Raw genomic sequence first — 19,447 nt, 5'->3', positions numbered from 1 at the left:
GTTTACGGTTAAGCTGGCAGTCAATCTTACCAATCACACTCATCGTACCAATCGGCAAGGATGCCCGATGAACTTTACCTTTCGCCAGATCCGTTATTTTGTGGCCGTGGCCGACAGCTTCTCAGTGAGTCGTGCCGCCGCCGAGCTGCACATCTCCCAGTCGGCGGTCACCAGCGCCATTCGCGAGCTGGAGACCGAGCTCGGTGCCCCGCTATTCGAGCGCAATCCGCGCGGCGTCACCCTCACCACTCAGGGCCACCAGTTTTTGCTCCACGCCCGCCGTATTCTCGGCGCCATGACCGAGGCGAGCCACTCACTCAAAGCGGTGGCCCAGCAGGATCAGGGGCGACTCACCGTCGGCGTGACCACCTTGGTGGCGGGTTACTACCTCTCAGAGGCGCTCGGCCGTTTTCGCCGCGCCTTTCCGGCGGTACAGATCGAGGTGAAGGAGGATGAACAGCCTTTTCTGGAGCACCAGATCGTCAACGGCGAGGTGGATGTGGGGATCCTGATGACCAACCGCACCATCCGGCAAGAGGCGTTTGATACCGAATTGCTGACCCGTTCGCCGCTGCGGCTCTGGCTGGCCGCCAACCACCCGCTCTGCGCCGAGTCGACCCTCTCGCTCACCGCGCTGGGGGAGGAGCCGATGATCTCGCTGACCGCCGATCAGCTCGATCAGATCATCGGTGGCGGCCTGCGCCGCTATGGCATCTCCCCCCGCATCGTGCTGCGCACCGCGTCGGTGGAGGCAGTGCGCAGTCTGGTCGCCAGCCAGCTCGGGGTCGCCCTGCTGCCCGATTTTGCCTATCGCCCCTGGTCGCTGGAGCAGGAGCGGGTCGAGGCGCGCCCCATCAAGGAGCCCATTCCCGCCATCGATATCGGGCTGGTGTGGCGCCGTGGTTCTCGGCTGGATTGGACGGCGCGGGAATTTATCGATATTGCGCGGGATCAGAGCCGGTTGCGGGCCCGTCAGGCGCTCCCTCGCTAGCCATCTTTTGCGGGGTAGCCACCAAAAATCAGATTCATCTGCACTCGATATCGATTTAGCTGATACCTGAGCCACCAAAAATTGAAATATTCATCGTATTGCCACTCCCCTAAGCTCATTTCTGGTTAACAGGATGTTAACGCCCATGGCGGCGTTCCCTCACCTGATGCAAGTCAACACAATGCAAGGAGTGCATGATGAAATTGACCCCTCTGATGCTGGCTCTTGTTCCGGCGCTGCTGGCAGGCCAGACCCAGGCTGCCCCGACCGAGCTCGGCAAGGGTGAAGGCCAGCTCAATATTGTGGCCTGGGCTGGCTACGTCGAACGTGGTGAGACCGACAAGAACTACGACTGGGTGACCGGATTTGAGAAAGAGACCGGCTGCAAGGTGAACGTCAAAACGGCGGCCACCTCGGACGAGATGGTAGCTTTGATGAACGAGGGGGGCTTCGATCTGGTGACCGCCTCCGGCGATGCCAGCTTGCGTCTGATTGCCGGTGGCAAGGTGCAGGCGCTCAATCTGGCGCTCATCCCGAGCTACAGCAAGATTGATCCCCGGCTGCAAAATGCCCCCTGGCACACTGTGGATGGCAAGCACTACGGCGTGCCCTACCAGTGGGGCGGCAATATCCTGATGTACAACACCAAGGTGTTCCCCAAGGCACCGGACTCCTGGAACGTGGTATTCGAGGAACAGACCATGGCGGATGGCAAGTCCAACAAGGGGCGGGTGCAGGCCTTTGACGGCCCGATCCACATCGCCGATGCCGCCCTCTATCTGATGACCCATCAGCCTGCCCTGGGCATCAAGGATCCTTACGAGCTGAACGAGGATCAGTACAAGGCCTCCCTCGATCTGCTGCGCAAGCAGCGCCAGCTGGTGGGACGCTACTGGCATGATGCTTTCGTCCAGATCGATGACTTCAAGAACGAAGGGGTGGTCGCGTCAGGTTCCTGGCCGTTCCAGGCCAATGCCCTGATTGCCGACAAGCAACCCATCGCCACCACTGTGCCGAAAGAGGGAGTGACCGGTTGGGCCGATACCAGCATGGTGCACAGCGATGCCAAGAACCTCACCTGCGCTTACAAGTGGCTGGAGCACTCCCTGAGCAACAAGCTGCAGGGGGATCTCGCCGCCTGGTTTGGCTCGGTGCCTGTGGTACCTGCCGCCTGTGAGGGCAATGCCCTGCTGGGCCCGACCGGGTGCAAAACCAACGGTATCGACAACTTCGATCGGGTTCGCTTCTGGCGCACTCCGGTCTCCCAGTGCAAGAGCCAGGGAACTTGCGTGCCCTATTACCGCTGGGTTTCCGACTATATCGCCATTCTGGGCGGCCGCTAAGGCGGGGTGAGCAAGGTGGTCGGAACCGTTGCCACCTTGCCAACGGCAGGGGCGCTGCGCCTCCTCTGCACGACTGCCGAGAGCGGATAATCAAGCGGGCCGGACAGGAGTCCGGCCCATCCCAGCACAGACAAGGACGCCCCATGAACGCCGTACAATTTGACCGGGTCAGTCGCCACTATGGCGAGGTGAAGGCGGTCGACGACATCTCTTTCCAGATCCCCTCCGGGGAATTCTTTACCCTGCTGGGGCCGAGCGGTTCCGGCAAGACCACTTGCCTGCGGATGATCGCGGGCTTCGAGTACCCGAGCGACGGGGAGATCCGCCTGTTCGGCGAGCCCTGCTCCACCGTGCCCCCCTACGATCGCAACCTCAATACCGTGTTTCAGGACTATGCCCTGTTTCCCAACATGGATGTGCGCGACAACATCGGCTATGGCCTGATGCTTAAGGGGGTCGCCAAGGCACAGCGTTACCGCAAGGTGGACGAGATGCTGGAGCTGGTGCGACTGCCCGGGGTCGGCAAGCGCCGCCCGAGCCAGCTCTCCGGCGGCCAGCGCCAGCGCATCGCCATCGCCAGAGCCCTCATCAACCAGCCACGCATCCTGCTGCTGGATGAGCCGCTGGGGGCCCTCGATCTTAAACTGCGCGAGCAGATGCAGCTTGAGCTCAAGGCGTTGCAACGCCAGCTGGGCATCACCTTTATCTTCGTCACCCACGATCAGCAGGAGGCGCTCTCCATGAGCGACCGGATCTGCATCTTCAGCCAGGGCAAGATCGAGCAGATCGCTGCGCCAGATACCATCTACGATGCTCCGGCGACGCCGTTTGTGGCCCGCTTCGTTGGCACCGTCAATCTGTTCGAAGGGGAGCAGGCCAGACGGCTGTGCGGCGACGGCAGCCAGATGATGGTGCGCCCGGAGCGGATCCGGCTCGCTGAGGCGGGCACGCCGGGCTGGTCGGGGGAGATCCGCGAGGTGGAGTATCTGGGTCCCTTCGTCCGTTATCGGGTTGATCTCGGGGAGCAGCTCGAGATCATCGTCAACCACCCCAATGAGGGGCAGGCCCGTCTGGCCCGTGGCAGCAGGGTCAGCCTCAGCTGGCCGGAGCAGGCCATCCATCGCCTGAGCGGCGCCCATCAGGGGGCGCAGCCATGAGTGCCCCTCACAGTGCGAGTCTTGCCATGAACCATCAGCCCGAACCTGCCCGTTTCAGGCCGCTGCGGCGCCTCTCGACCCTGCTCTATGGTCGGCCCGGCCTGCTGCTGGCGATCCTGCTGGGGCCGCCGCTGCTGTGGCTCGGCATCATCTATGTCGGCTCCTTGCTGATGCTGCTCTCCAACTCTCTGTTCGGGCTGGACGAGTTCAGCGGTCAGGTGCGCCACGAGCTGGGGCTGCAAAACTTCGTCGCCCTGCTGCGGCCGGAGAATCTGGATGTGATCGGCCGCACCGTCGGCATGTCGTTGCTGGTGACCCTGGCCTGCGCCCTGCTCGGTTTTCCGGTTGCCTACTACATGGCACGCTACACCAGTGGCAAGACCCGGGCGCTGTTTTATGTGGGGATCATGCTGCCGCTCTGGTCCAGCTATCTGGTGCGGGTCTATGCCTGGAAGCTGATTTTGGCCAAGGAGGGGGTAGTGAGCTGGCTGGCCGACAGCATGGGGCTGGAGTGGCTGCTCGATGCCATCCTCTTCCTGCCGGTGATAGGTGGCCCGTCGCTCTCTTTTTCGCGGCTCGGCACCTTTATCGTGTTCGTCTATGTCTGGCTGCCCTTCATGATCCTGCCCATTCAGGCAGCGGTGGAGCGTATACCGCGATCCCTGCTGGAGGCGAGCAGCGATCTGGGGGCGACACCCGCCCAGACCTTTCGCAACCTGATCCTGCCGCTGGCGTTGCCTGGTGTGGTGGCGGGCTCCATTTTCACCTTCTCGCTGACCCTCGGTGATTACATCATCCCCGGCATCATCGGCAACTCGACCATGTATATCGGTCAGGTGGTCTACATGCAGCAGGGAACGGCGGGCAATCTGCCCTTTGCCGCCGCCTTCTCGCTGGTGCCGATCCTTATCATCGCCATCTATCTGGCGATTGCGAAACGGTTAGGAGCCTTTGATGCGCTTTGACTCTATCGCTTTGAACCGGCAGCAAGGAGGCCGTCATGTCAGCTAGCTCTGTGAGCCGTCAGGGAGAGCGCCCTTCGGGCCTGCTCAAGTACGCCGCCATCGGTGGACTCTTGTTCCTGCACTTTCCCATTCTGTTTATCTTCCTCTACGCCTTCACCAGCGAGAGCAAGAGTTACCAGTTTCCGCCCCCCGGGCTCACCCTCAAGTGGTTCGAGGTGACCCTCAATCGCCCCGATGTGTGGCGTGCCATCCAGCTGTCGCTGGAGGTCGCGGGGCTGGCGACGCTGGCAGCCATGATCCTCGGCACCTTGGCGGCAGGGGCCATTGCCCGCAGCCGCTTCTTCGGTCAGGAGGTGGTGTCGCTCTTGCTGGTGCTGCCCATCGCGCTGCCCGGTATCGTCACCGGTATCGCGCTGCGCTCGGCCTACGGCTTGATGGAGATCCCGTTCAGCTTCTGGACCATCGTTATCGGCCACGCCACCTTCTGTGTGGTGGTGGTCTACAACAATGCGCTGGCCCGTTTTCGCCGCACCAACCAGAGCCTCATCGAGGCGTCGATTGATCTCGGGGCCGACGGCTTCCAGACCCTGCGCTACGTGATCCTGCCCAATCTGGCCACGGCGCTGCTGGCGGGGGGCATGCTGGCCTTTGCCCTGAGTTTTGACGAAGTGATCGTTACTACCTTCACTGCGGGCCAGCAGACCACGCTGCCCATCTGGATGTATCAGGAGCTGATCCGTCCCCGAGACAGGCCGGTCACCAACGTGGTGGCCCTCATCATAGTGGCCTTCACCACTATCCCCATTTTGCTTGCCTACTACCTTACTCGCGACACCCATGATGTCGCTGGCAGTGGCAAATGATGACTCAACGCGTGCGCAAGGATGCAACCATGAAACTCTCTACCCAACTCTTGATTGATGGCCAGTTTGTGACCGGCGAGAGGCAGGCCGAACCCATTCTCAACCCGGCCAACGGCGAACAGATCGCCGCCGTGCCCGAAGCCTCGTTCGAACAGGTGAACCGGGCGGTGAACGGTGCCCAGCGCGCCTTCGCCCAGTGGAGCCGCACCACCCCGGCAAGCCGCAGCAACCTGCTGCTGCGTCTGGCGGATCTCGTCGAGCGCCACGCCGAGGAGTTTGCGGCGCTGGAATCCCTCAACTGCGGCAAACCCTATCTGGCTGTGCTCAACGACGAGCTGCCCGCGGTGGTGGACTGCTTCCGCTTCTTTGCCGGGGCGGCCCGCTGCCTGCAAGGGCCGCTGGCGGGGGAGTATCTCGAGGGGCACACCAGCATGATCCGCCGCGACCCCATTGGTGTTGTGGGCAGTATCGCCCCCTGGAACTACCCGCTGATGATGGCGGCCTGGAAGATGGCGCCGGTGCTGGCGGCGGGCAATACGGTGGTGCTCAAACCCTCCGAGCAGACCCCGCTCACCGCTTTGCGGCTTGCCGAACTGGCCAGCGAGATCTTCCCCCGCGGCGTCATCAACGTCATCTGCGGGCGGGGCGAGAGTGTAGGGGCGCCGCTGGTGGAGCACCCGCTGGTGCGGATGGTGTCGCTCACCGGCGATATCGCCACCGGCCAGAAGATCCTGCAGAGCGCCGCCCGCACCATGAAGCGCACCCACCTTGAGCTGGGGGGCAAGGCACCGGTGATCATCTTCGACGATGCGGATCTGGAGGCCGTAGTGGCGGGCATTCGCACCTTCGGTTTTTACAATGCAGGGCAAGATTGCACCGCCGCCTGCCGTATCTATGCCCAGGGCAAGATCTACGACAAGTTCGTCGCCGCCATGACCGAGGCGGTGGCCTCCATCAAGGTGGGCAGCCAGTACGAGGAGGGGGTTGAGATGGGGCCGCTCATCTCGGACAGACAGCGCAACCGGGTCGCCAGCTTTGTCGAGCGGGCCCAGAGCAGCGGTCATGTGGAGGTGACGGCGGGGGGCAAGATCCGTCCCGGCAACGGCTTCTTCTTCGAGCCGACCCTGATTGTCGGGGCCCGGCAGGAGGATGAGATCGTGCGCCGCGAGGTGTTTGGCCCCGTGGTGTCGGTGACCCGTTTCAGCGATGCCGAGCAGGTGGTGCAGTGGGCCAACGACTCGGACTATGGCCTCGCCTCGTCGGTCTGGACCAAAGATCTGAGCCTCGCCAGCAAGGTGGCCAGCCACTTGCAATATGGCTGCACCTGGATCAACACCCACTTCATGCTCACCTCCGAGATGCCCCACGGCGGCATGAAGATGTCGGGCTACGGCAAGGATCTCTCCCTCTATGCGCTGGAGGATTACACGGTGCCGCGCCATATCATGGTCAAGCTGTAGTGGGGATTGGTTAGCGGATTTGTCACAATTTATTTACAACTGTTTCCGGCAGCCGACTCATGGGTCGGCTGCTTTTTTTGTTGCCATTTCGTTACAGTGAAACCGTGATGAAACGGCAAGGCGCCTGATGTGGCGCCAGAGGATGGAACCGCTATGGCAACCTTTTACACCGCCCACCAGCCGGATGCTGACGGGGTGATCCACTACAGCAACGAGGAGCATGGTACCTGGCAGAGCCTGATCGAACGCCAGTTCGCCGCCCTCGATGGCAAGGGGTGTAACGAATATCTGGCCGGTCTCGACAGGCTGGGGCTGCCCCGTGATCGCATCCCCCAGCTGGCCGAGATCAACGCCGTCTTGCAGCCTGCGACCGGCTGGTCGGTGGCGGCAGTACCTGCACTTATCTCGTTCGATCGCTTCTTCGCCCTGCTGGCCAATCGCCAGTTTCCGGTGGCGACCTTTATCCGGCGCCGCGACGAGCTCGACTACCTGCAAGAGCCCGATATCTTTCACGAGATCTTCGGCCATTGCGCCATGCTGACCAATCCGGCCTTTGCCCACTTCACCCACCTATACGGTCAGTTGGGGCAGCAGGCGAGCAAGGAGCAGCGGGTTTTTCTGGCGCGGCTCTACTGGTTCACCGTGGAGTTTGGCCTCTTGGCAACGCCGGCCGGGCTGCGTATCTACGGTGGCGGCATTCTCTCCTCCATCGGCGAGACCGCCTATGCCCTCTGTGGCAAACCGCTGCTGCAACCCTTCGATCTACTGACTGTGCTGCGCACCCCGTATCGCATCGACATCATGCAGCCCACCTATTTTGTGCTGCCGAGTCTCGAGCATCTCTACCAGCTGACCGGGGAGGAGATCATGGCTGCTCTGGCCGAGGCCAGTCGTCTTGGCCTCTATCCGCCACGTTTTGAGGTTCCCGCTGGCAAACAGGCGAGCTGACCAAAAGCAAACAACCCTATTTCATTAATTTTTCATTAATTCAAGCAGGAGTAACCCATGTCCGAACTGGCCAGCCAACAGTGTGAAGCGTGTCGCGCCGATGCCCCCAAGGTGAGCGATGAGGAGCTGCGTGAGCTGATGCAGCTTATTCCCGACTGGCAGCCGCTGGTGGAGGGGGGGGCGCTGCAACTGCGGCGGGAATTTACGTTTCGCAACTTCAAGGAGGCACTGGCGTTTACCAACCGCCTGGGCGAGCTGGCGGAGGCAGAGTTCCATCATCCGGCCATCCTGACCGAGTGGGGCAAGGTGACCGTCAGCTGGTGGACCCACAAGATCGGCGGCTTGCACCGCAACGACTTCATCATGGCTGCACGCACGGATGAGCTGCTGAAGTGAACGCCACCACTCATCCAGTGAGCGATATGGTGATCGTCAGCTGGTGGATGCATAAGATCGGCGGTTTGCATCGCAACGACTTCATCATGGCGGCGCGCACCGATCAGTTGCTTCGGTAATCGCACCCCACACCAGCGTCATCGGTTGACCCGGGCCTGCCTGCGAAAGCGGGGCAGGCCCGCATTTTTATGGGCTGGCGCTCGCACTGGGGGGATCGAGACTGTATTATCCGCTCATTCATAGAGTTAGCTAGGAAGTGTGTCCCGAATGCGTCTTGAAGTCAGCTGTGAAGACCGCCTGGGCCTGACCCGGGAACTGCTCGACCGCCTGGTGGAGCACAATATCGATCTGCGCGGCATCGAAATCGATACCTCAGGCATCATCTATCTCAACTTTCCCGAGCTGGAGTTCAGTGATTTTCAGCATTTGATGCCGGAGATCCGCCGCATTCCCGGCGTCTACGACGTCAAGACCATCCCTTACATGCCTTCCGAGCGAGAGCACCACGAAATCGAGGCGCTGCTCAAGGCGCTGCCGGATCTGGTCTTCTCTCTCGACAGCAAGGGCAAGGTGACCCAGGCCAATCAGTCTGCCCTCACCACCCTCGGCTTGCCGGTGGAGGAGGTGCGCGGGGTGGCGCTCGGTTCGCTGGTCAAGGGGTTCTCCTTCACCCGCTGGCTGGAGGCGAGCGAGATCAAGCCGCAGACCTGCAAGCTCAGTTTCAATGGCGAAGAGTATCTGGCAGATCTGATGCCGCTGTTCGTGGCAGAAGCCCGCGGCAAGCAGGCGCTGGCCGGGGCCGTGGTGGTGCTCAAATCTGCCCGTCGGGTCGGTCTGCACTTCAGCGCGCTTCATGCGGTGGAAGTGGGGGGCTTCGAGCATCTGCAGGCCGAGAGTCCCAAGATGAAAGAGGTGCTGTCGCAAGCGCGCAAACTGGCGATGCAGGACGCGCCGCTGCTGATCGTCGGCGAGACCGGCACCGGCAAGGAGCTGCTGGCCCGTGCCTGTCACGGGGCCAGCCTGCGCTCCAGCCACCCCTTTATGGCCCTCAACTGCGCCGCCATGCCCGATAACGTGGCCGAGAGCGAGCTGTTTGGTTATGCCCCCGGCGCATTTGGCAACAACACCGAGGGCAAGCGCGGCGTGCTGGAGCTGGCGAGCGGCGGCACCCTGATGCTGGACGAGATCGGCGACATGTCTCCCCATCTGCAGACCAAGTTTTTACGGGTGCTGCAGGATGGGGTGTTCCGCCGGGTCGGTGACGAGCAGGAGGTGAAGGTCAACGTGCGTTTCATCTGCACTACCCAGAAGCAGTTGCTGGATCTGGTGCACGAAGGAACCTTCCGCGAGGATCTCTACTATCGCCTCAACGTGCTCAGTCTGGCGCTGCCCCCCCTGCGCGAGCGCAAGGCAGACATCATGGTGCTGGCCCAGCAGTTTGTCTCCCGCTTTGCCAGCGAGTTGCAGCGACCCCGTCCGCGCTTTACCCGCAACATGGCCGACTACCTGACCGCCTACCGCTGGCCGGGCAACGTGCGTCAGCTGCGCAACTGTCTCTACCGCGCCATGACCCTGCTGGAAGGGGATGAGCTGGGGCCTGAGCAGATCGACCTGCCGGTGGCGGCCGATACCATGCCGCTTATCGACGAGTGGTTTGAGGGGAATCTCGACGATGCGGTGAAGCGCTTCGAGAGCCAGCTGCTGGCCCGGCTCTATCCCGCCTTCCCGTCGACCCGTCAGCTGGCCAAACGCCTGGGTGTGTCGCATACCGCCATCGCCAACAAGCTGCGGGAATATGGCATCAGCAAGAAGTAAGTTGTTCCGGATGCCAGCCAACAGAGAGCCCGTCACCAGACGGGCTCTCTGTTTTCTTTACACGGCTTCCGGGCGGGAGGGCTTCGGGAGACTTGTCAGGCCAGTGTCCACCAACTTACTATCTGGATACATGTACCCGAACCGCTATGCCACTGCAGCGGTGTTGTCAAGGCGGCCACTTCCCGATCATGCTGTTACTCTTTTCTCCCCGTTTCGCCGCTCGCCTGGCGCCCTTGCTGTTAGGGTTTGGTCTGCTGTTGCCTCACGCGCTGGCGGAAACGGCCGCAGAGAGCCGGGCGACGGCGGTCAGGGAGCTGGTGCTCGATATCCTGAGTTACACTCGCTGGCCCACCGAGCCTGCGGTGCTGCGCCTATGTGTGGCGGCGCCGACGGAGTATGCCGGAGCCCTCTTTACCATCGATCGTCAGGCCAATGGCCGTGCCGTGCAGGTCAATCGCTACGACGCGAGTGATCCGGCCATCAGTGATAATTGCGATGTGCTCTATCTCGGAGTCGTCGACGAGCCGACCCGGATTGCGTTGTTTGCGCGCTTGCAGGGTCATTCAGTGCTCAGCATCAGCGAATACAACCACGACTGTTCCACCAGCTCGGTGTTCTGCCTGCAGACCTCGCCGGACAGCGTGCGAGTGCGGTTTAAAGTGAACCTCGATGCCCTGGCCCTGAGCGGCGTACGAGTACATCCCGCTGTGCTCAAGCTGGCCCGTGCCGACAAGGGGGTCCCATGAGACGACAGGTCAGCGCGGATCCCCGTCGTCCGACCCTACGTCAGAGCCTGGGGCGAACCCATCTGGTGGCCGCCATCACGGCCGTCAGCGTGGCGGGACTCTTCTTTACCCTGGTTGCTTTGCTGGTAGTACGCTTCTACGCCGATCACAATCTGGAGCTGGTGGCCCGCGCCATCAGCTACAGCGCCGAGGCTGCGGTGGTGTTCCACGATGAAGAGGCAGCGAGCGAGGCGCTTGGCGGTATTGTCGCCCATGAGGAGGTGGCCGAAGCCAGTATCGTGCTGGCCAATGGTCAACAGCTCGCTAAATGGGTTCGTCCCGTCAGCAATCCGCTGGCCACAGTCGAAGATTATCTTGCCCGCCTGCTGTTACCGGGGCCGGTCACCTATCCCATGCTGCGGGGCGGTGAGCTGATTGCCACCATAGAGCTGCGCGGTCATGGCGAGTATCTGTTGCTGTTCTTGCTCTCGGTGCTGCTGGTGATGGTGATTTGCCTGGTGTTGAGTGTGATGGGCGCCTTCTATGTCGCCGGGCGGATGCAGGTCGCGATCACCTCGCCACTGCGACAACTGGCACAGGTCGCCCACTCGGTGCGTCGACAACGCACTCTGGGGATGCGGGCGCCACCGGCCGATATCGTCGAGCTCAATGAACTGGGAGAGGATTTCAACGCCCTGCTGGATGAGCTGCAAGCCTGGCAGGCTCATCAGGCGCGGGAGAACGCCAGTCTGCTCCACCAGGCGACCCATGATGCGTTGACCGGGTTGCCCAACCGGGCGTTATTCGAAGCTCGCCTCGAGCATGCCATTGGGGAGGTAAGCGAGGGGGGGGCCCCGTTCGCCCTGCTTTATCTCGATTGCGATCGTTTCAAACAGATTAACGACACCCTGGGGCACAACGCCGGTGACGATGTGCTGGTGACCCTCTCCCGGCGGGTACAGCATCAGCTGCGCCCCGGAGATCTGGTCTGCCGGCTGGGGGGGGATGAGTTCGCCATACTGCTGACACCTGTGCATCTGGGGCAGGATGTGGAAGAGGTGATCGACCGCATTCAGCAGGCGATGAGTGATCCTGTGGTATTGCGGGATGGACAGCAACTGGTGGCAGGGATCAGCATCGGTTTTGCCATCCATCAACCCGGGACCCGCGCCAGCGAGCTGTGCGAGCTGGCAGACAAAGCCATGTATTTGGCAAAACGTACACGCCGTGAGGAGGTTGAGGCCGCCAAATCGGCGTGAGTCAAGGTGTAAAGGAGTCATAACAATGAAACTATCCCTCTCCATCAAGGCTGTCGTGCTGGGCCTGTTGTTCTCTCTGCTGGTGGGTTGTCAGAGCACCCCCAGGGGGTTGACCCCGGAACAGCTGGCAGTATTGAAGGAGCAAGGTTTCTATCTGACCGATGAGGGCTGGACACTGGATCTGGCCAACCGGGTGCTGTTTGCCAACAATGTGGGTGAACTCAATCCGCAGACCCGGCTGATAGTGGAAAAACTGGGCAAGGCCCTGCTTGGGGTCGGGCTCGACAAGGCGAGGGTGGATGGCCATACCGACAATACCGGCGAGAGCAGCTACAACCAGCAGCTCTCTCTGAAACGAGCCCAATCGGTGGCAGATGTGCTGATCTCGGTGGGGATGATGCCCGCCAATCTTGAGATCCGTGGCCGCGGTGAGACGGCCCCGGTTGCGGACAACAAGAGCGCAGCCGGACGAGCAGAAAACCGCCGGGTTGCCATTGTGATTGCCAACCAGTGATCTCTATCCGGCAGCATGCCGTGTGCATAACAAAAGAGCGCCCCGAGAGGCGCTCTTTTTGATCCGGCGACACTACTTCCCTGTGTCGACCTCGCTGTGCTTGCGCAAGCGGATGTTGATCATCTCCACCACCAGCGAGAAGGCCATGGCGAAGTAGATGTAGCCTTTCGGTATGTGCAGATCCATCCCCTCGGCCATCAGGGCGAAACCGACCAGGGTGAGGAAGGAGAGGGCCAGCATCTTGATGGTGGGGTGGCTGTCGACGAAATCACCGATGGATTTGGCGGCAAACATCATGATGAAGACGGCGATCATGATGGCCAGCACCATCACCGGCACGTGATCGGCCATACCGACTGCGGTGATCACCGAGTCGAGGCTGAACACGATATCGAGGATGGCGATCTGGATCAGGGTGCTGATAAAGCCCGAGGCCGCTTTGCTGATGCTCTCCGGCTCGGCCGCCCCTTCCAGGGTGACGTGGATCTCGTGAGCACTCTTGCCGATGAGGAACAGGCCCCCCAGCAGCAGGATCAGATCGCGGCCGGAGATGGCTTCACCCAGCACGGTGAAGAGCGGATCGGTGAGGCGCATCACCCAGGCCAGCGAGAGCAGCAGCAGGATCCGGGTACCCATGGCGAGCCCCAGACCCAGAATACGCGCTTTTTGACGCTGCGCCTCCGGCAGGCGACCGACCAGGATGGAGATAAAGATGATGTTGTCGATGCCCAGCACGATCTCGAGCAGGGTAAGGGTGGCGAGTGCGACCCAGGCAGAGGGATCAAGAACCCATTCCAGCATGATTGAACCTTGGTTGAAAATTGGTTGGAAAATTGAAGCAGCGCATTCTAGCAGGGGCGCCAGCGCTTGTCCCTGAGGGGGGAAAAGATAAAAATGGTGGCCATCGCAAGGGAGGCAGGCATGTTTCGATTAGGGTTCATTATTAATCCGGTCGCCGGGATTGGCGGCGCAGTGGGGCTCAAGGGGAGTGACGGCGTGGTGGATGAGGCGATTGCTCGTGGCGCTGTGCCCAAAGCGCAGGAGCGGGCGCGGCAAGCGCTGTTGCCACTATGCGAGCTGAGCGTCCCGTTCGAACTGCTGACGGTGGCGGGAGAGATGGGGGAGACGGTAGCCCGATCTCTGGGACTACCCTGTCGGGTCATCTATCAACCGGTCGGGGAAAGCACCTCGGCTGACGATACCCGCCACGCTGCAGAGCTGATGTGCGAAGCCGGGGTCGATCTGCTGCTGTTTGCCGGTGGCGATGGCACGGCGCGGGATATCTGCGCCGCGGTGGGGGAGTCCTGCCATGTGCTTGGCATTCCGGCGGGGTGCAAGATCCACTCCGGCGTCTATGGGGTGACGCCTGCCGCCAGCGGGCGGGTGGTGGCGCGGATGATCGCAGGGGAACTGCTCAGCCTGATCGATGCCGAGGTGCGCGACATCGACGAGGAGGCGTTTCGCGCGGGCAAGGTGCGGGCCCGCCACTACGGCCAGCTGAAGGTGCCCGGCGATCTGCGTTACGTACAGGCGGTAAAACAGGGGGGCAAGGAGTCCGAAGAGCTGGTGTTGGCGGATCTCGCCGCCGGTGTGGTGGAGCAGATGGAGCCCGATACCCTCTATCTGATGGGCTCCGGCAGCACGGTGGCAGCCTGTATGGCTGAGCTCGGTCTGGAAAATACTTTGCTCGGTGTGGATCTGGTGGAAAATGGCCGACTTATCGGGCAGGATCTCAGCGCCGCCGAGATCCTGACCCGGATCCGCGGCCGTCGCTGCCGACTGATCATTACCCTGATCGGCGGACAGGGACATCTGTTCGGGCGCGGAAATCAGCAATTGAGTCCTGAGGTGATTCGGTGTGTCGGGCTGGAGAATATCCAGGTGCTGGCAACCAAAGCCAAGCTTGCCGCCCTTGAGGGCAGGCCGCTGCTGGTGGACACCGATGATCCCGAATTAAACCGGGCGTTGCGTGGTTATCTGCGAATAACCACGGGATACAAGGATCAGGTCATCTACCCGGTGGCCAACCCGGAATAGGACGCCAAGGACGCTGCTGGCCTGGCGCCAGAGAGCTGCAATCAACCGGATTGCGGTTCCATACCCCCGAATTTTTTGCCGCAAATGAGGCTGCGTTACATGACGATTCACGATTTTGAGCACAAGTTGTTGGGACTGATCGACAGCATGGTTGCTACCGCGACCGACGATGAGCTGTTTGCGGGGGGTTACCTGCGAGGTCATATCTCATTGGCCGTTGCCCGGGCCGAGCTGGAAGGCAAGACCCTGGTGCGGGACGTCAAGAGCTATGTGCTGCGCAGCCTCAACGAGGCGATCTTGCAAGGTGAGCTATCTGAAGAGGATGAAAAACTGGTGCAGGCGATGTGGAGTCGTTTGCAACAAGACGCAGAAGCTTGATCGGATACACAATTCAAACTGAAGTTTGAGTTTATCCTTCCCCTGAAGTTAGTGAAAGGTTAATAATAAGTTTCGCCTTTTGTTTCAGGGATTAAACTATGGCCTCCTCCTCACGTATTGCCAATAAACTGCCGCTCGAGATGCTCTATCACTGGGAGCGGCAGTGTCCTGATCGAACCTACCTGCGTCAAACCATCAACCGCGAATATGTCGATTTCACCTGGGGTGAAGTGGCCGATGAAGCGCGGCGGATGGTGACGGCCTTGCGTCACCTCGGTCTGGTGGCCGGTGACAAGGTTGCGCTGCTCTCCAAGAACTGCGCCCAGTGGTTTATCGCCGATCTGGCGATGCAGATGGGGCAGTATGTGAGCGTGCCCATCTACCCGACTGCCAACGTCGATACCATCGAATATGTGCTGCGCCATAGCGAGGCCAAAGCGATCTTCGTCGGCAAGCTGGATGACTGGAAGAGTCAGGAGGCGGGGGTGCCTGCCGATCTGCTGCGCATCGCCTTCCCCTATGACACCATGCCAGCCAGCCACCAGTGGGACGATCTGCTGGAAGCGCACGAGCCGATCCCTGACAGCCCGGTGCAGGCCCCTGACTCCCTGCTGAGTCTGGTCTACACCTCTGGCAGTACCGGCAAGCCGAAAGGGGCCATGCTGAGCGTCGAGCGTTACGCCTGGTCGTGCGAGAAGCTGGTTGAGACGGTGAGCCTGAGCCAGGCCGATCGGGGCTTCTCCTATCTGCCGCTGGCCCACATTACCGAGCGGGTCTACATCTACGGCGGCAGCCTCTATGGCGGCGCTACCATCGCGTTCCCTGAATCCCTCGACACCTTTATCGAAGATGTCAAACGCTGCCGCCCCACCGTCTTTATCTCGGTGCCACGGCTGTGGGCCATGTTCCGCATCAAGATCCACGAGAAGCTGCCCCAGAACAAACTGGCGTTGCTGCTCAAGATCCCGCTCATTTCCGGCCTTATCAAACGCAAGCTGCAAAAGGGGCTGGGGCTGGATCAGGCACGGGTACTCGGCTGCGGTTCCGCGCCTGTCTCCCCTGCGCTGCTTGAGTGGTATTTGAGCATCGGCCTCAAGGTGACTGAAGCCTGGGGCATGACCGAGAACCACGCCTACTCCACCATCAACTACCCGTTCCGCGCCGACAAGATCGGCACCGTCGGCAAGGCGGGGATCGGGGTGACCATCAAGATCTCCGACGAGGGGGAGATCCTTTGCCGCTGCGAAGGGATGATGCTGGGTTACTACAAGGATCCCGAGCACAGCGCCGAGGCCATCGATGCCGAGGGGTGGCTCCACACCGGCGACATGGGCAAGCTGGACAAGGAGGGTTATCTCACCATCACCGGCCGGATGAAGGATGTGTTCAAGACCGCCAAGGGCAAGTATGTGGCGCCGGTGCCCATCGAGGGGCTGCTGGGGCAGGAGCCCATCATCGAACAACTCTGCGTGATTGGTTACGGTATGCCCCAGCCCATTGCACTGGTGCAGCTGGCCGAGAGTGCCATGAAGGGCAATCGGGAGGAGGTCAACGCCAGACTGGAAGCGGCGCGGGTACGGGTCAACGATCAGCTGGAATCTCATGCCAAAATTCGCGGCATTCTGGTGGTGAAAACCCCCTGGAATATCGAGAACGGCGTGCTGACCCCCACCATGAAGATCAAGCGCCACCTGCTGGAGCAAAAGTACGCCCAGGTCGGGGATCGCTGGCCCTCATCCCAAGTGGTGGTGTGGGAGGAGTAAATCCCGTCTTTCCATAGCCCAACAAACAACAACGGCCCTTGATGGGCCGTTGTTGTGTTTGGGGCATATCACTCGCCGCTGTTTTGTCGGCGAGTAAAAGCGCGCCCGGTTAGATCTGCGCCAGCGCGGCGGCCAGATCGGCGATCAGATCGTCGGTATCTTCCACCCCGATGCTGAAGCGGATGAGGTCGTCATTGACTCCGGCGGCGAGGCGGCTCGCCTCGTCCATGGCGGCGTGGGTGGTGCTGGCCGGATGGCAAGCGAGACTCTCGAGATCCCCCAGACTCACCGCCTGCACGAACAGCTGCAGGTTATCGAGCAGGGTGGCGCAGCGCTCAAACCCGCCTTCAAGTTCAATACTCACCATGCCGCCAAAGCCGCTGGCGAAGGCGCCGAGGGCATCGTGGCCCGGATGATTGGCAAGCCCCGGGTAGATCACCTTCTTCACTGCTGGGTGATCAGCCAGGAACTCGGCCACTTTCTGGGCATTGTGCAGGTGGGCATCCATCCGCAGGGGCAGGGTCTTGACCCCACGCTGCAGCAGGTAAGCCTCCTGCGGGCCGATGGGGGAGCCGATATGCTTGAGGGCCACGGTGCGGATCGACTTCATCAGGGCGTGGGAGCCCGCCACCACCCCGGCGATGATGTCGCCGTGGCCGCCCAGATATTTGGTGCCGCTGTGCATCACTACATCGACCCCGAGTTCCAGCGGACGCAGCAGGTAGGGGGTGAGGAAGGTGTTGTCACATACCGTAATGGCGCCCACCTTGCGGGCCGCTTCCACCACCAGCCGCGGATCCACCACCTTGAGGGTGGGGTTGGTCAGGGTTTCGAACAGTACCACCTTGGTGGCGGGGCGGATATTGGCCAGCAGATCCCGGTCGCTCTCGTAGGCGGTGACCTTGATGCCGGCGCGGCTGAAGGTTTGCTTGAGGAAGGCATCGGTGCCGCCGTAGAGCGGGCCGATATAGGCCACCTCATCGCCGCTGTCGGCCAGCGCATACATGATGGCGCTCACCGCCGCCATGCCGCTCGCCACCACCAGCGCCTCGTCGGCCCCTTCGAGGGCTGCCAGCTTCTGCTCCAGCTCGGCGGTGGTGGGGTTGCCAAAGCGGCTGTAGATAAAGCCGGGGGCCTGACCTGCAAAGCGCTCCTTGCCCGCCTGGGCGTTGAAGTAGCTGAAGGTGCTGCTCTGGTAGAGCGGGGTGGTGAGGGCACCGGTCTGTGGGTCGATCCGCTGGCCGCTGTGTACGCTCATGGTCTTGAATTTCATCGTGTTGCTCCGTGATGGCCAGGCTCTGGCCATGACTTGTTTTGTTGTTCGTTGCTTGTTGTTCGTTGCTTGTTGTTTTTGTCAGCGCGGGTATGTGCATGCGGCTTGTGGCTTATGCATATACCCGCCTGCGGATCTTTACGCTGCTTAGGCCGGTATCGCTTCGCTTTCAGTGCGCGGGAGGCGAGTTGGTTCCACCGGCCCATAGTGCCGCGCCGTCACATCCGGGTGGGAGCGCAGCCGCCCCTTGAGCACGTTCTCCCCCACCTGATTAAAGAGCGGGTTGGTCGGGTCACTCTCCGGCCCTTGCGCCTGCGCTGCCAGCTCTGGGGAGAGGCTGAGCAGGGGCACGGTGGCATCGAGCCGCGCCGCCATAAAGAAGGCGCAGGAGAGGCGCGAGACGCCGGGCGGCGGGCTTACCACCCGATGCAGGGTCGCCTTGAGATAGCCGTTGGAGGCCAGCTCCAGCAGCTCGCCGATATTGACCACCAGCGCTCCCGGCAGGGGGGGCGCGGAGATCCAGCCGTCGGCCGTCTCGACCTCAAGCCCCGAGTGATTGTCCTGCATCACCAGCGTCAGGTAGCCGGGATCCTTGTGGGCGCCGACCCCTTGACTGCTGCTGCCCGCCTCTTGCCCAGGGTAGTGAATCAGCTTCATGTGGTGGTAGGGGGCGCCGCGAATACTGTCGTCAAACACTTGGGCCGGTTGCTCCAGCACCTCGGCAAAAGCGGCCAGCAGGGTGAGGGTGATATCGCTCAGCCGATCTTGCCACGCCAGCAGATGGGCTTTCATCTCTGGCAGGGCGGTTGGCCACTGGTTGGGGCCGACCAGCCGCTGCCAGGGTTCACGGATCAGGGCCGCAGGCAGGGCTTGCGCCTCGTTCATGATATCGAACTGCTCACGCAGATCCGGCCGCTGGCGTGTCAGCTCGGCACCGACCCGGTTGTAGCCGCGAAAGTGGGGGCTGTTGACCATCTGCACCGCCAGCTTCTCCTGCTCCGGCAGGGCAAAGAAGCGCTCTGCCAGCGCCAGGGTTTCCCGCTGCTCGGCATCACTCAGGCCATGCCCTGTCAGATAGAAAAAGCCGACGTCGCGGGCGGCTGCGGCCAGCCTGGCCAACATAGGGCGACGCAGGTCGGGTGCCCCGTTGAGGGCAGCCAGATCGATGATCGGCAGTGGTGAATGTTCCATGTGCACCTCCTCACTCTTTCGTTATACGGGATGGCGCGACAGTGTGGCTGTATGCGCAGCGGTGTGGCGCCATCTGGAATAAAGGGATGCTACTGTTCGGTGTTATAAGACGGAAACAACAAATTATTCTTAGTTATATACAAAATTCGAAATGGAATTCGGCGCCTGATGGGCTGACGGTTTTTTGCGCAGCCATTGAGAGCTAAAAGGGGAATGATTGGGAGGCAGGCAAGCTGCCAGCGGCAAAAATGGCTAAAACAGAAAATGACCAAAACAGAAGGGAGGCGGATGCCTCCCTTCTGATTGAGCGGTTTTTCACCTGACCGGGTGCACGGGCGAGTGGCCGCGTATTCTGGCCTTAACCGCCTG

19 protein-coding genes are annotated in these 19,447 nt (G+C 61.5%); 16 read left to right on the top strand and 3 right to left on the bottom strand.

Going from position 1 to position 19,447, the window contains the following annotated elements; genetic code table 11:
• The first annotated feature begins 67 nt into the window (after positions 1-67).
• The 13 genes from G5306_RS07770 (at position 68) to G5306_RS07710 (ending at position 12,436) form a co-directional block, all read left to right on the top strand.
• Positions 68-991, top strand: a complete 924-nt coding sequence (locus G5306_RS07770) for a LysR family transcriptional regulator (RefSeq protein ID WP_421236291.1) — start codon at positions 68-70, stop codon at positions 989-991.
• A gap of 197 nt (positions 992-1,188) precedes the next feature.
• Positions 1,189-2,334 (top strand): ABC transporter substrate-binding protein, encoded by a 1,146-nt coding sequence (locus G5306_RS07765; protein ID WP_421312684.1) that lies wholly within the window; start codon positions 1,189-1,191, stop codon positions 2,332-2,334.
• Positions 2,335-2,477: 143 nt separating this feature from the next.
• Positions 2,478-3,491, top strand: a complete 1,014-nt coding sequence (locus tag G5306_RS07760; protein WP_139407866.1) for an ABC transporter ATP-binding protein — start codon at positions 2,478-2,480, stop codon at positions 3,489-3,491.
• On the top strand, positions 3,488-4,456 hold the full coding sequence (locus G5306_RS07755; protein ID WP_421312683.1) for an ABC transporter permease: 969 nt from the start codon (positions 3,488-3,490) through the stop codon (positions 4,454-4,456). The genes G5306_RS07760 and G5306_RS07755 overlap by 4 nt, the downstream gene beginning before the upstream one ends.
• A gap of 35 nt (positions 4,457-4,491) precedes the next feature.
• A complete protein-coding gene (locus G5306_RS07750) occupies positions 4,492-5,319 on the top strand; it encodes an ABC transporter permease (RefSeq protein WP_421312682.1) in 828 nt (275 codons plus the stop codon).
• A gap of 29 nt (positions 5,320-5,348) precedes the next feature.
• On the top strand, positions 5,349-6,779 hold the full coding sequence (locus G5306_RS07745; protein WP_421312681.1) for a gamma-aminobutyraldehyde dehydrogenase: 1,431 nt from the start codon (positions 5,349-5,351) through the stop codon (positions 6,777-6,779).
• Positions 6,780-6,932: 153 nt separating this feature from the next.
• The gene (gene phhA / locus G5306_RS07740; RefSeq protein WP_421312680.1) at positions 6,933-7,727 is read left to right on the top strand and encodes a phenylalanine 4-monooxygenase; all 795 of its coding nucleotides are present in this window, start codon (positions 6,933-6,935) and stop codon (positions 7,725-7,727) included.
• Positions 7,728-7,784: 57 nt separating this feature from the next.
• Complete coding sequence (locus tag G5306_RS07735) at positions 7,785-8,123, top strand: 4a-hydroxytetrahydrobiopterin dehydratase (RefSeq protein ID WP_421223905.1); 339 nt, start codon at positions 7,785-7,787, stop codon at positions 8,121-8,123.
• The gene (locus G5306_RS07730) at positions 8,120-8,242 is read left to right on the top strand and encodes a 4a-hydroxytetrahydrobiopterin dehydratase (RefSeq protein WP_370688904.1); all 123 of its coding nucleotides are present in this window, start codon (positions 8,120-8,122) and stop codon (positions 8,240-8,242) included. Before G5306_RS07735 ends, G5306_RS07730 begins: the two co-directional genes overlap by 4 nt.
• 148 nt (positions 8,243-8,390) lie before the next feature.
• The gene (gene tyrR / locus G5306_RS07725; protein WP_005333656.1) at positions 8,391-9,938 is read left to right on the top strand and encodes a transcriptional regulator TyrR; all 1,548 of its coding nucleotides are present in this window, start codon (positions 8,391-8,393) and stop codon (positions 9,936-9,938) included.
• 188 nt (positions 9,939-10,126) lie between these two features.
• Positions 10,127-10,684: a YfiR family protein gene (locus tag G5306_RS07720; RefSeq protein WP_216978930.1), complete on the top strand. Its 558-nt coding sequence runs from the start codon at positions 10,127-10,129 to the stop codon at positions 10,682-10,684.
• On the top strand, positions 10,681-11,922 hold the full coding sequence (locus G5306_RS07715) for a diguanylate cyclase domain-containing protein (protein ID WP_421209251.1): 1,242 nt from the start codon (positions 10,681-10,683) through the stop codon (positions 11,920-11,922). Before G5306_RS07720 ends, G5306_RS07715 begins: the two co-directional genes overlap by 4 nt.
• A gap of 25 nt (positions 11,923-11,947) precedes the next feature.
• Complete coding sequence (locus G5306_RS07710; protein ID WP_421209252.1) at positions 11,948-12,436, top strand: OmpA family protein; 489 nt, start codon at positions 11,948-11,950, stop codon at positions 12,434-12,436.
• A gap of 72 nt (positions 12,437-12,508) precedes the next feature.
• On the opposite strand, the gene G5306_RS07705 is transcribed toward G5306_RS07710, so the two are convergent.
• Positions 12,509-13,237 (bottom strand): TerC family protein, encoded by a 729-nt coding sequence (locus G5306_RS07705; protein WP_421236295.1) that lies wholly within the window; start codon positions 13,235-13,237, stop codon positions 12,509-12,511.
• A gap of 120 nt (positions 13,238-13,357) precedes the next feature.
• Between G5306_RS07705 and G5306_RS07700 the strand changes: the two genes are divergently transcribed.
• The 3 genes from G5306_RS07700 to G5306_RS07690 all read left to right on the top strand — a co-directional run bounded on the left by G5306_RS07700 (position 13,358) and on the right by G5306_RS07690 (position 16,614).
• Positions 13,358-14,473 carry an ATP-NAD kinase family protein gene (locus G5306_RS07700; protein WP_421312679.1) on the top strand — a complete coding sequence of 372 codons (1,116 nt, stop codon included), beginning with the start codon at positions 13,358-13,360 and terminating at the stop codon, positions 14,471-14,473.
• Positions 14,474-14,572: 99 nt separating this feature from the next.
• Positions 14,573-14,851 (top strand): YfcL family protein, encoded by a 279-nt coding sequence (locus G5306_RS07695; protein ID WP_005333639.1) that lies wholly within the window; start codon positions 14,573-14,575, stop codon positions 14,849-14,851.
• A gap of 98 nt (positions 14,852-14,949) precedes the next feature.
• Complete coding sequence (locus G5306_RS07690; protein ID WP_005333638.1) at positions 14,950-16,614, top strand: AMP-binding protein; 1,665 nt, start codon at positions 14,950-14,952, stop codon at positions 16,612-16,614.
• Between the two features lie 109 nt (positions 16,615-16,723).
• On the opposite strand, the gene G5306_RS07685 is transcribed toward G5306_RS07690, so the two are convergent.
• Positions 16,724-17,887 carry a trans-sulfuration enzyme family protein gene (locus G5306_RS07685; RefSeq protein ID WP_421312678.1) on the bottom strand — a complete coding sequence of 388 codons (1,164 nt, stop codon included), beginning with the start codon at positions 17,885-17,887 and terminating at the stop codon, positions 16,724-16,726.
• Positions 17,888-18,034: 147 nt separating this feature from the next.
• Positions 18,035-19,078, bottom strand: coding sequence for an isopenicillin N synthase family dioxygenase (locus G5306_RS07680; RefSeq protein ID WP_421312677.1), 1,044 nt, complete (start codon positions 19,076-19,078; stop codon positions 18,035-18,037).
• Positions 19,079-19,447: the final 369 nt, after the last annotated feature.

Source organism: Aeromonas sp. 603404 (genome assembly GCF_049171775.1).
Lineage (GTDB): Bacteria > Pseudomonadota > Gammaproteobacteria > Enterobacterales > Aeromonadaceae > Aeromonas > Aeromonas veronii_A.
This window is presented reverse-complemented; position numbering and strand designations above follow the sequence as displayed.

Excerpts from the sequence above, each read along its gene's own strand:
- G5306_RS07770 (WP_421236291.1), top strand. The coding sequence starts at position 68 with ATGAACTTTACCTTTCGCCAGATCCGTTATTTTGTGGCCGTGGCCGAC.
- G5306_RS07765 (WP_421312684.1), top strand. The coding sequence starts at position 1,189 with ATGAAATTGACCCCTCTGATGCTGGCTCTTGTTCCGGCGCTGCTGGCA.
- G5306_RS07760 (WP_139407866.1), top strand. The coding sequence starts at position 2,478 with ATGAACGCCGTACAATTTGACCGGGTCAGTCGCCACTATGGCGAGGTG.
- G5306_RS07755 (WP_421312683.1), top strand. The coding sequence starts at position 3,488 with ATGAGTGCCCCTCACAGTGCGAGTCTTGCCATGAACCATCAGCCCGAA.
- G5306_RS07750 (WP_421312682.1), top strand. The coding sequence starts at position 4,492 with ATGTCAGCTAGCTCTGTGAGCCGTCAGGGAGAGCGCCCTTCGGGCCTG.
- G5306_RS07745 (WP_421312681.1), top strand. The coding sequence starts at position 5,349 with ATGAAACTCTCTACCCAACTCTTGATTGATGGCCAGTTTGTGACCGGC.
- phhA (WP_421312680.1), top strand. The coding sequence starts at position 6,933 with ATGGCAACCTTTTACACCGCCCACCAGCCGGATGCTGACGGGGTGATC.
- G5306_RS07735 (WP_421223905.1), top strand. The coding sequence starts at position 7,785 with ATGTCCGAACTGGCCAGCCAACAGTGTGAAGCGTGTCGCGCCGATGCC.
- tyrR (WP_005333656.1), top strand. The coding sequence starts at position 8,391 with ATGCGTCTTGAAGTCAGCTGTGAAGACCGCCTGGGCCTGACCCGGGAA.
- G5306_RS07720 (WP_216978930.1), top strand. The coding sequence starts at position 10,127 with ATGCTGTTACTCTTTTCTCCCCGTTTCGCCGCTCGCCTGGCGCCCTTG.
- G5306_RS07715 (WP_421209251.1), top strand. The coding sequence starts at position 10,681 with ATGAGACGACAGGTCAGCGCGGATCCCCGTCGTCCGACCCTACGTCAG.
- G5306_RS07710 (WP_421209252.1), top strand. The coding sequence starts at position 11,948 with ATGAAACTATCCCTCTCCATCAAGGCTGTCGTGCTGGGCCTGTTGTTC.
- G5306_RS07705 (WP_421236295.1), bottom strand. The coding sequence starts at position 13,237 with ATGCTGGAATGGGTTCTTGATCCCTCTGCCTGGGTCGCACTCGCCACC.
- G5306_RS07700 (WP_421312679.1), top strand. The coding sequence starts at position 13,358 with ATGTTTCGATTAGGGTTCATTATTAATCCGGTCGCCGGGATTGGCGGC.
- G5306_RS07695 (WP_005333639.1), top strand. The coding sequence starts at position 14,573 with ATGACGATTCACGATTTTGAGCACAAGTTGTTGGGACTGATCGACAGC.
- G5306_RS07690 (WP_005333638.1), top strand. The coding sequence starts at position 14,950 with ATGGCCTCCTCCTCACGTATTGCCAATAAACTGCCGCTCGAGATGCTC.
- G5306_RS07685 (WP_421312678.1), bottom strand. The coding sequence starts at position 17,887 with ATGAAATTCAAGACCATGAGCGTACACAGCGGCCAGCGGATCGACCCA.
- G5306_RS07680 (WP_421312677.1), bottom strand. The coding sequence starts at position 19,078 with ATGGAACATTCACCACTGCCGATCATCGATCTGGCTGCCCTCAACGGG.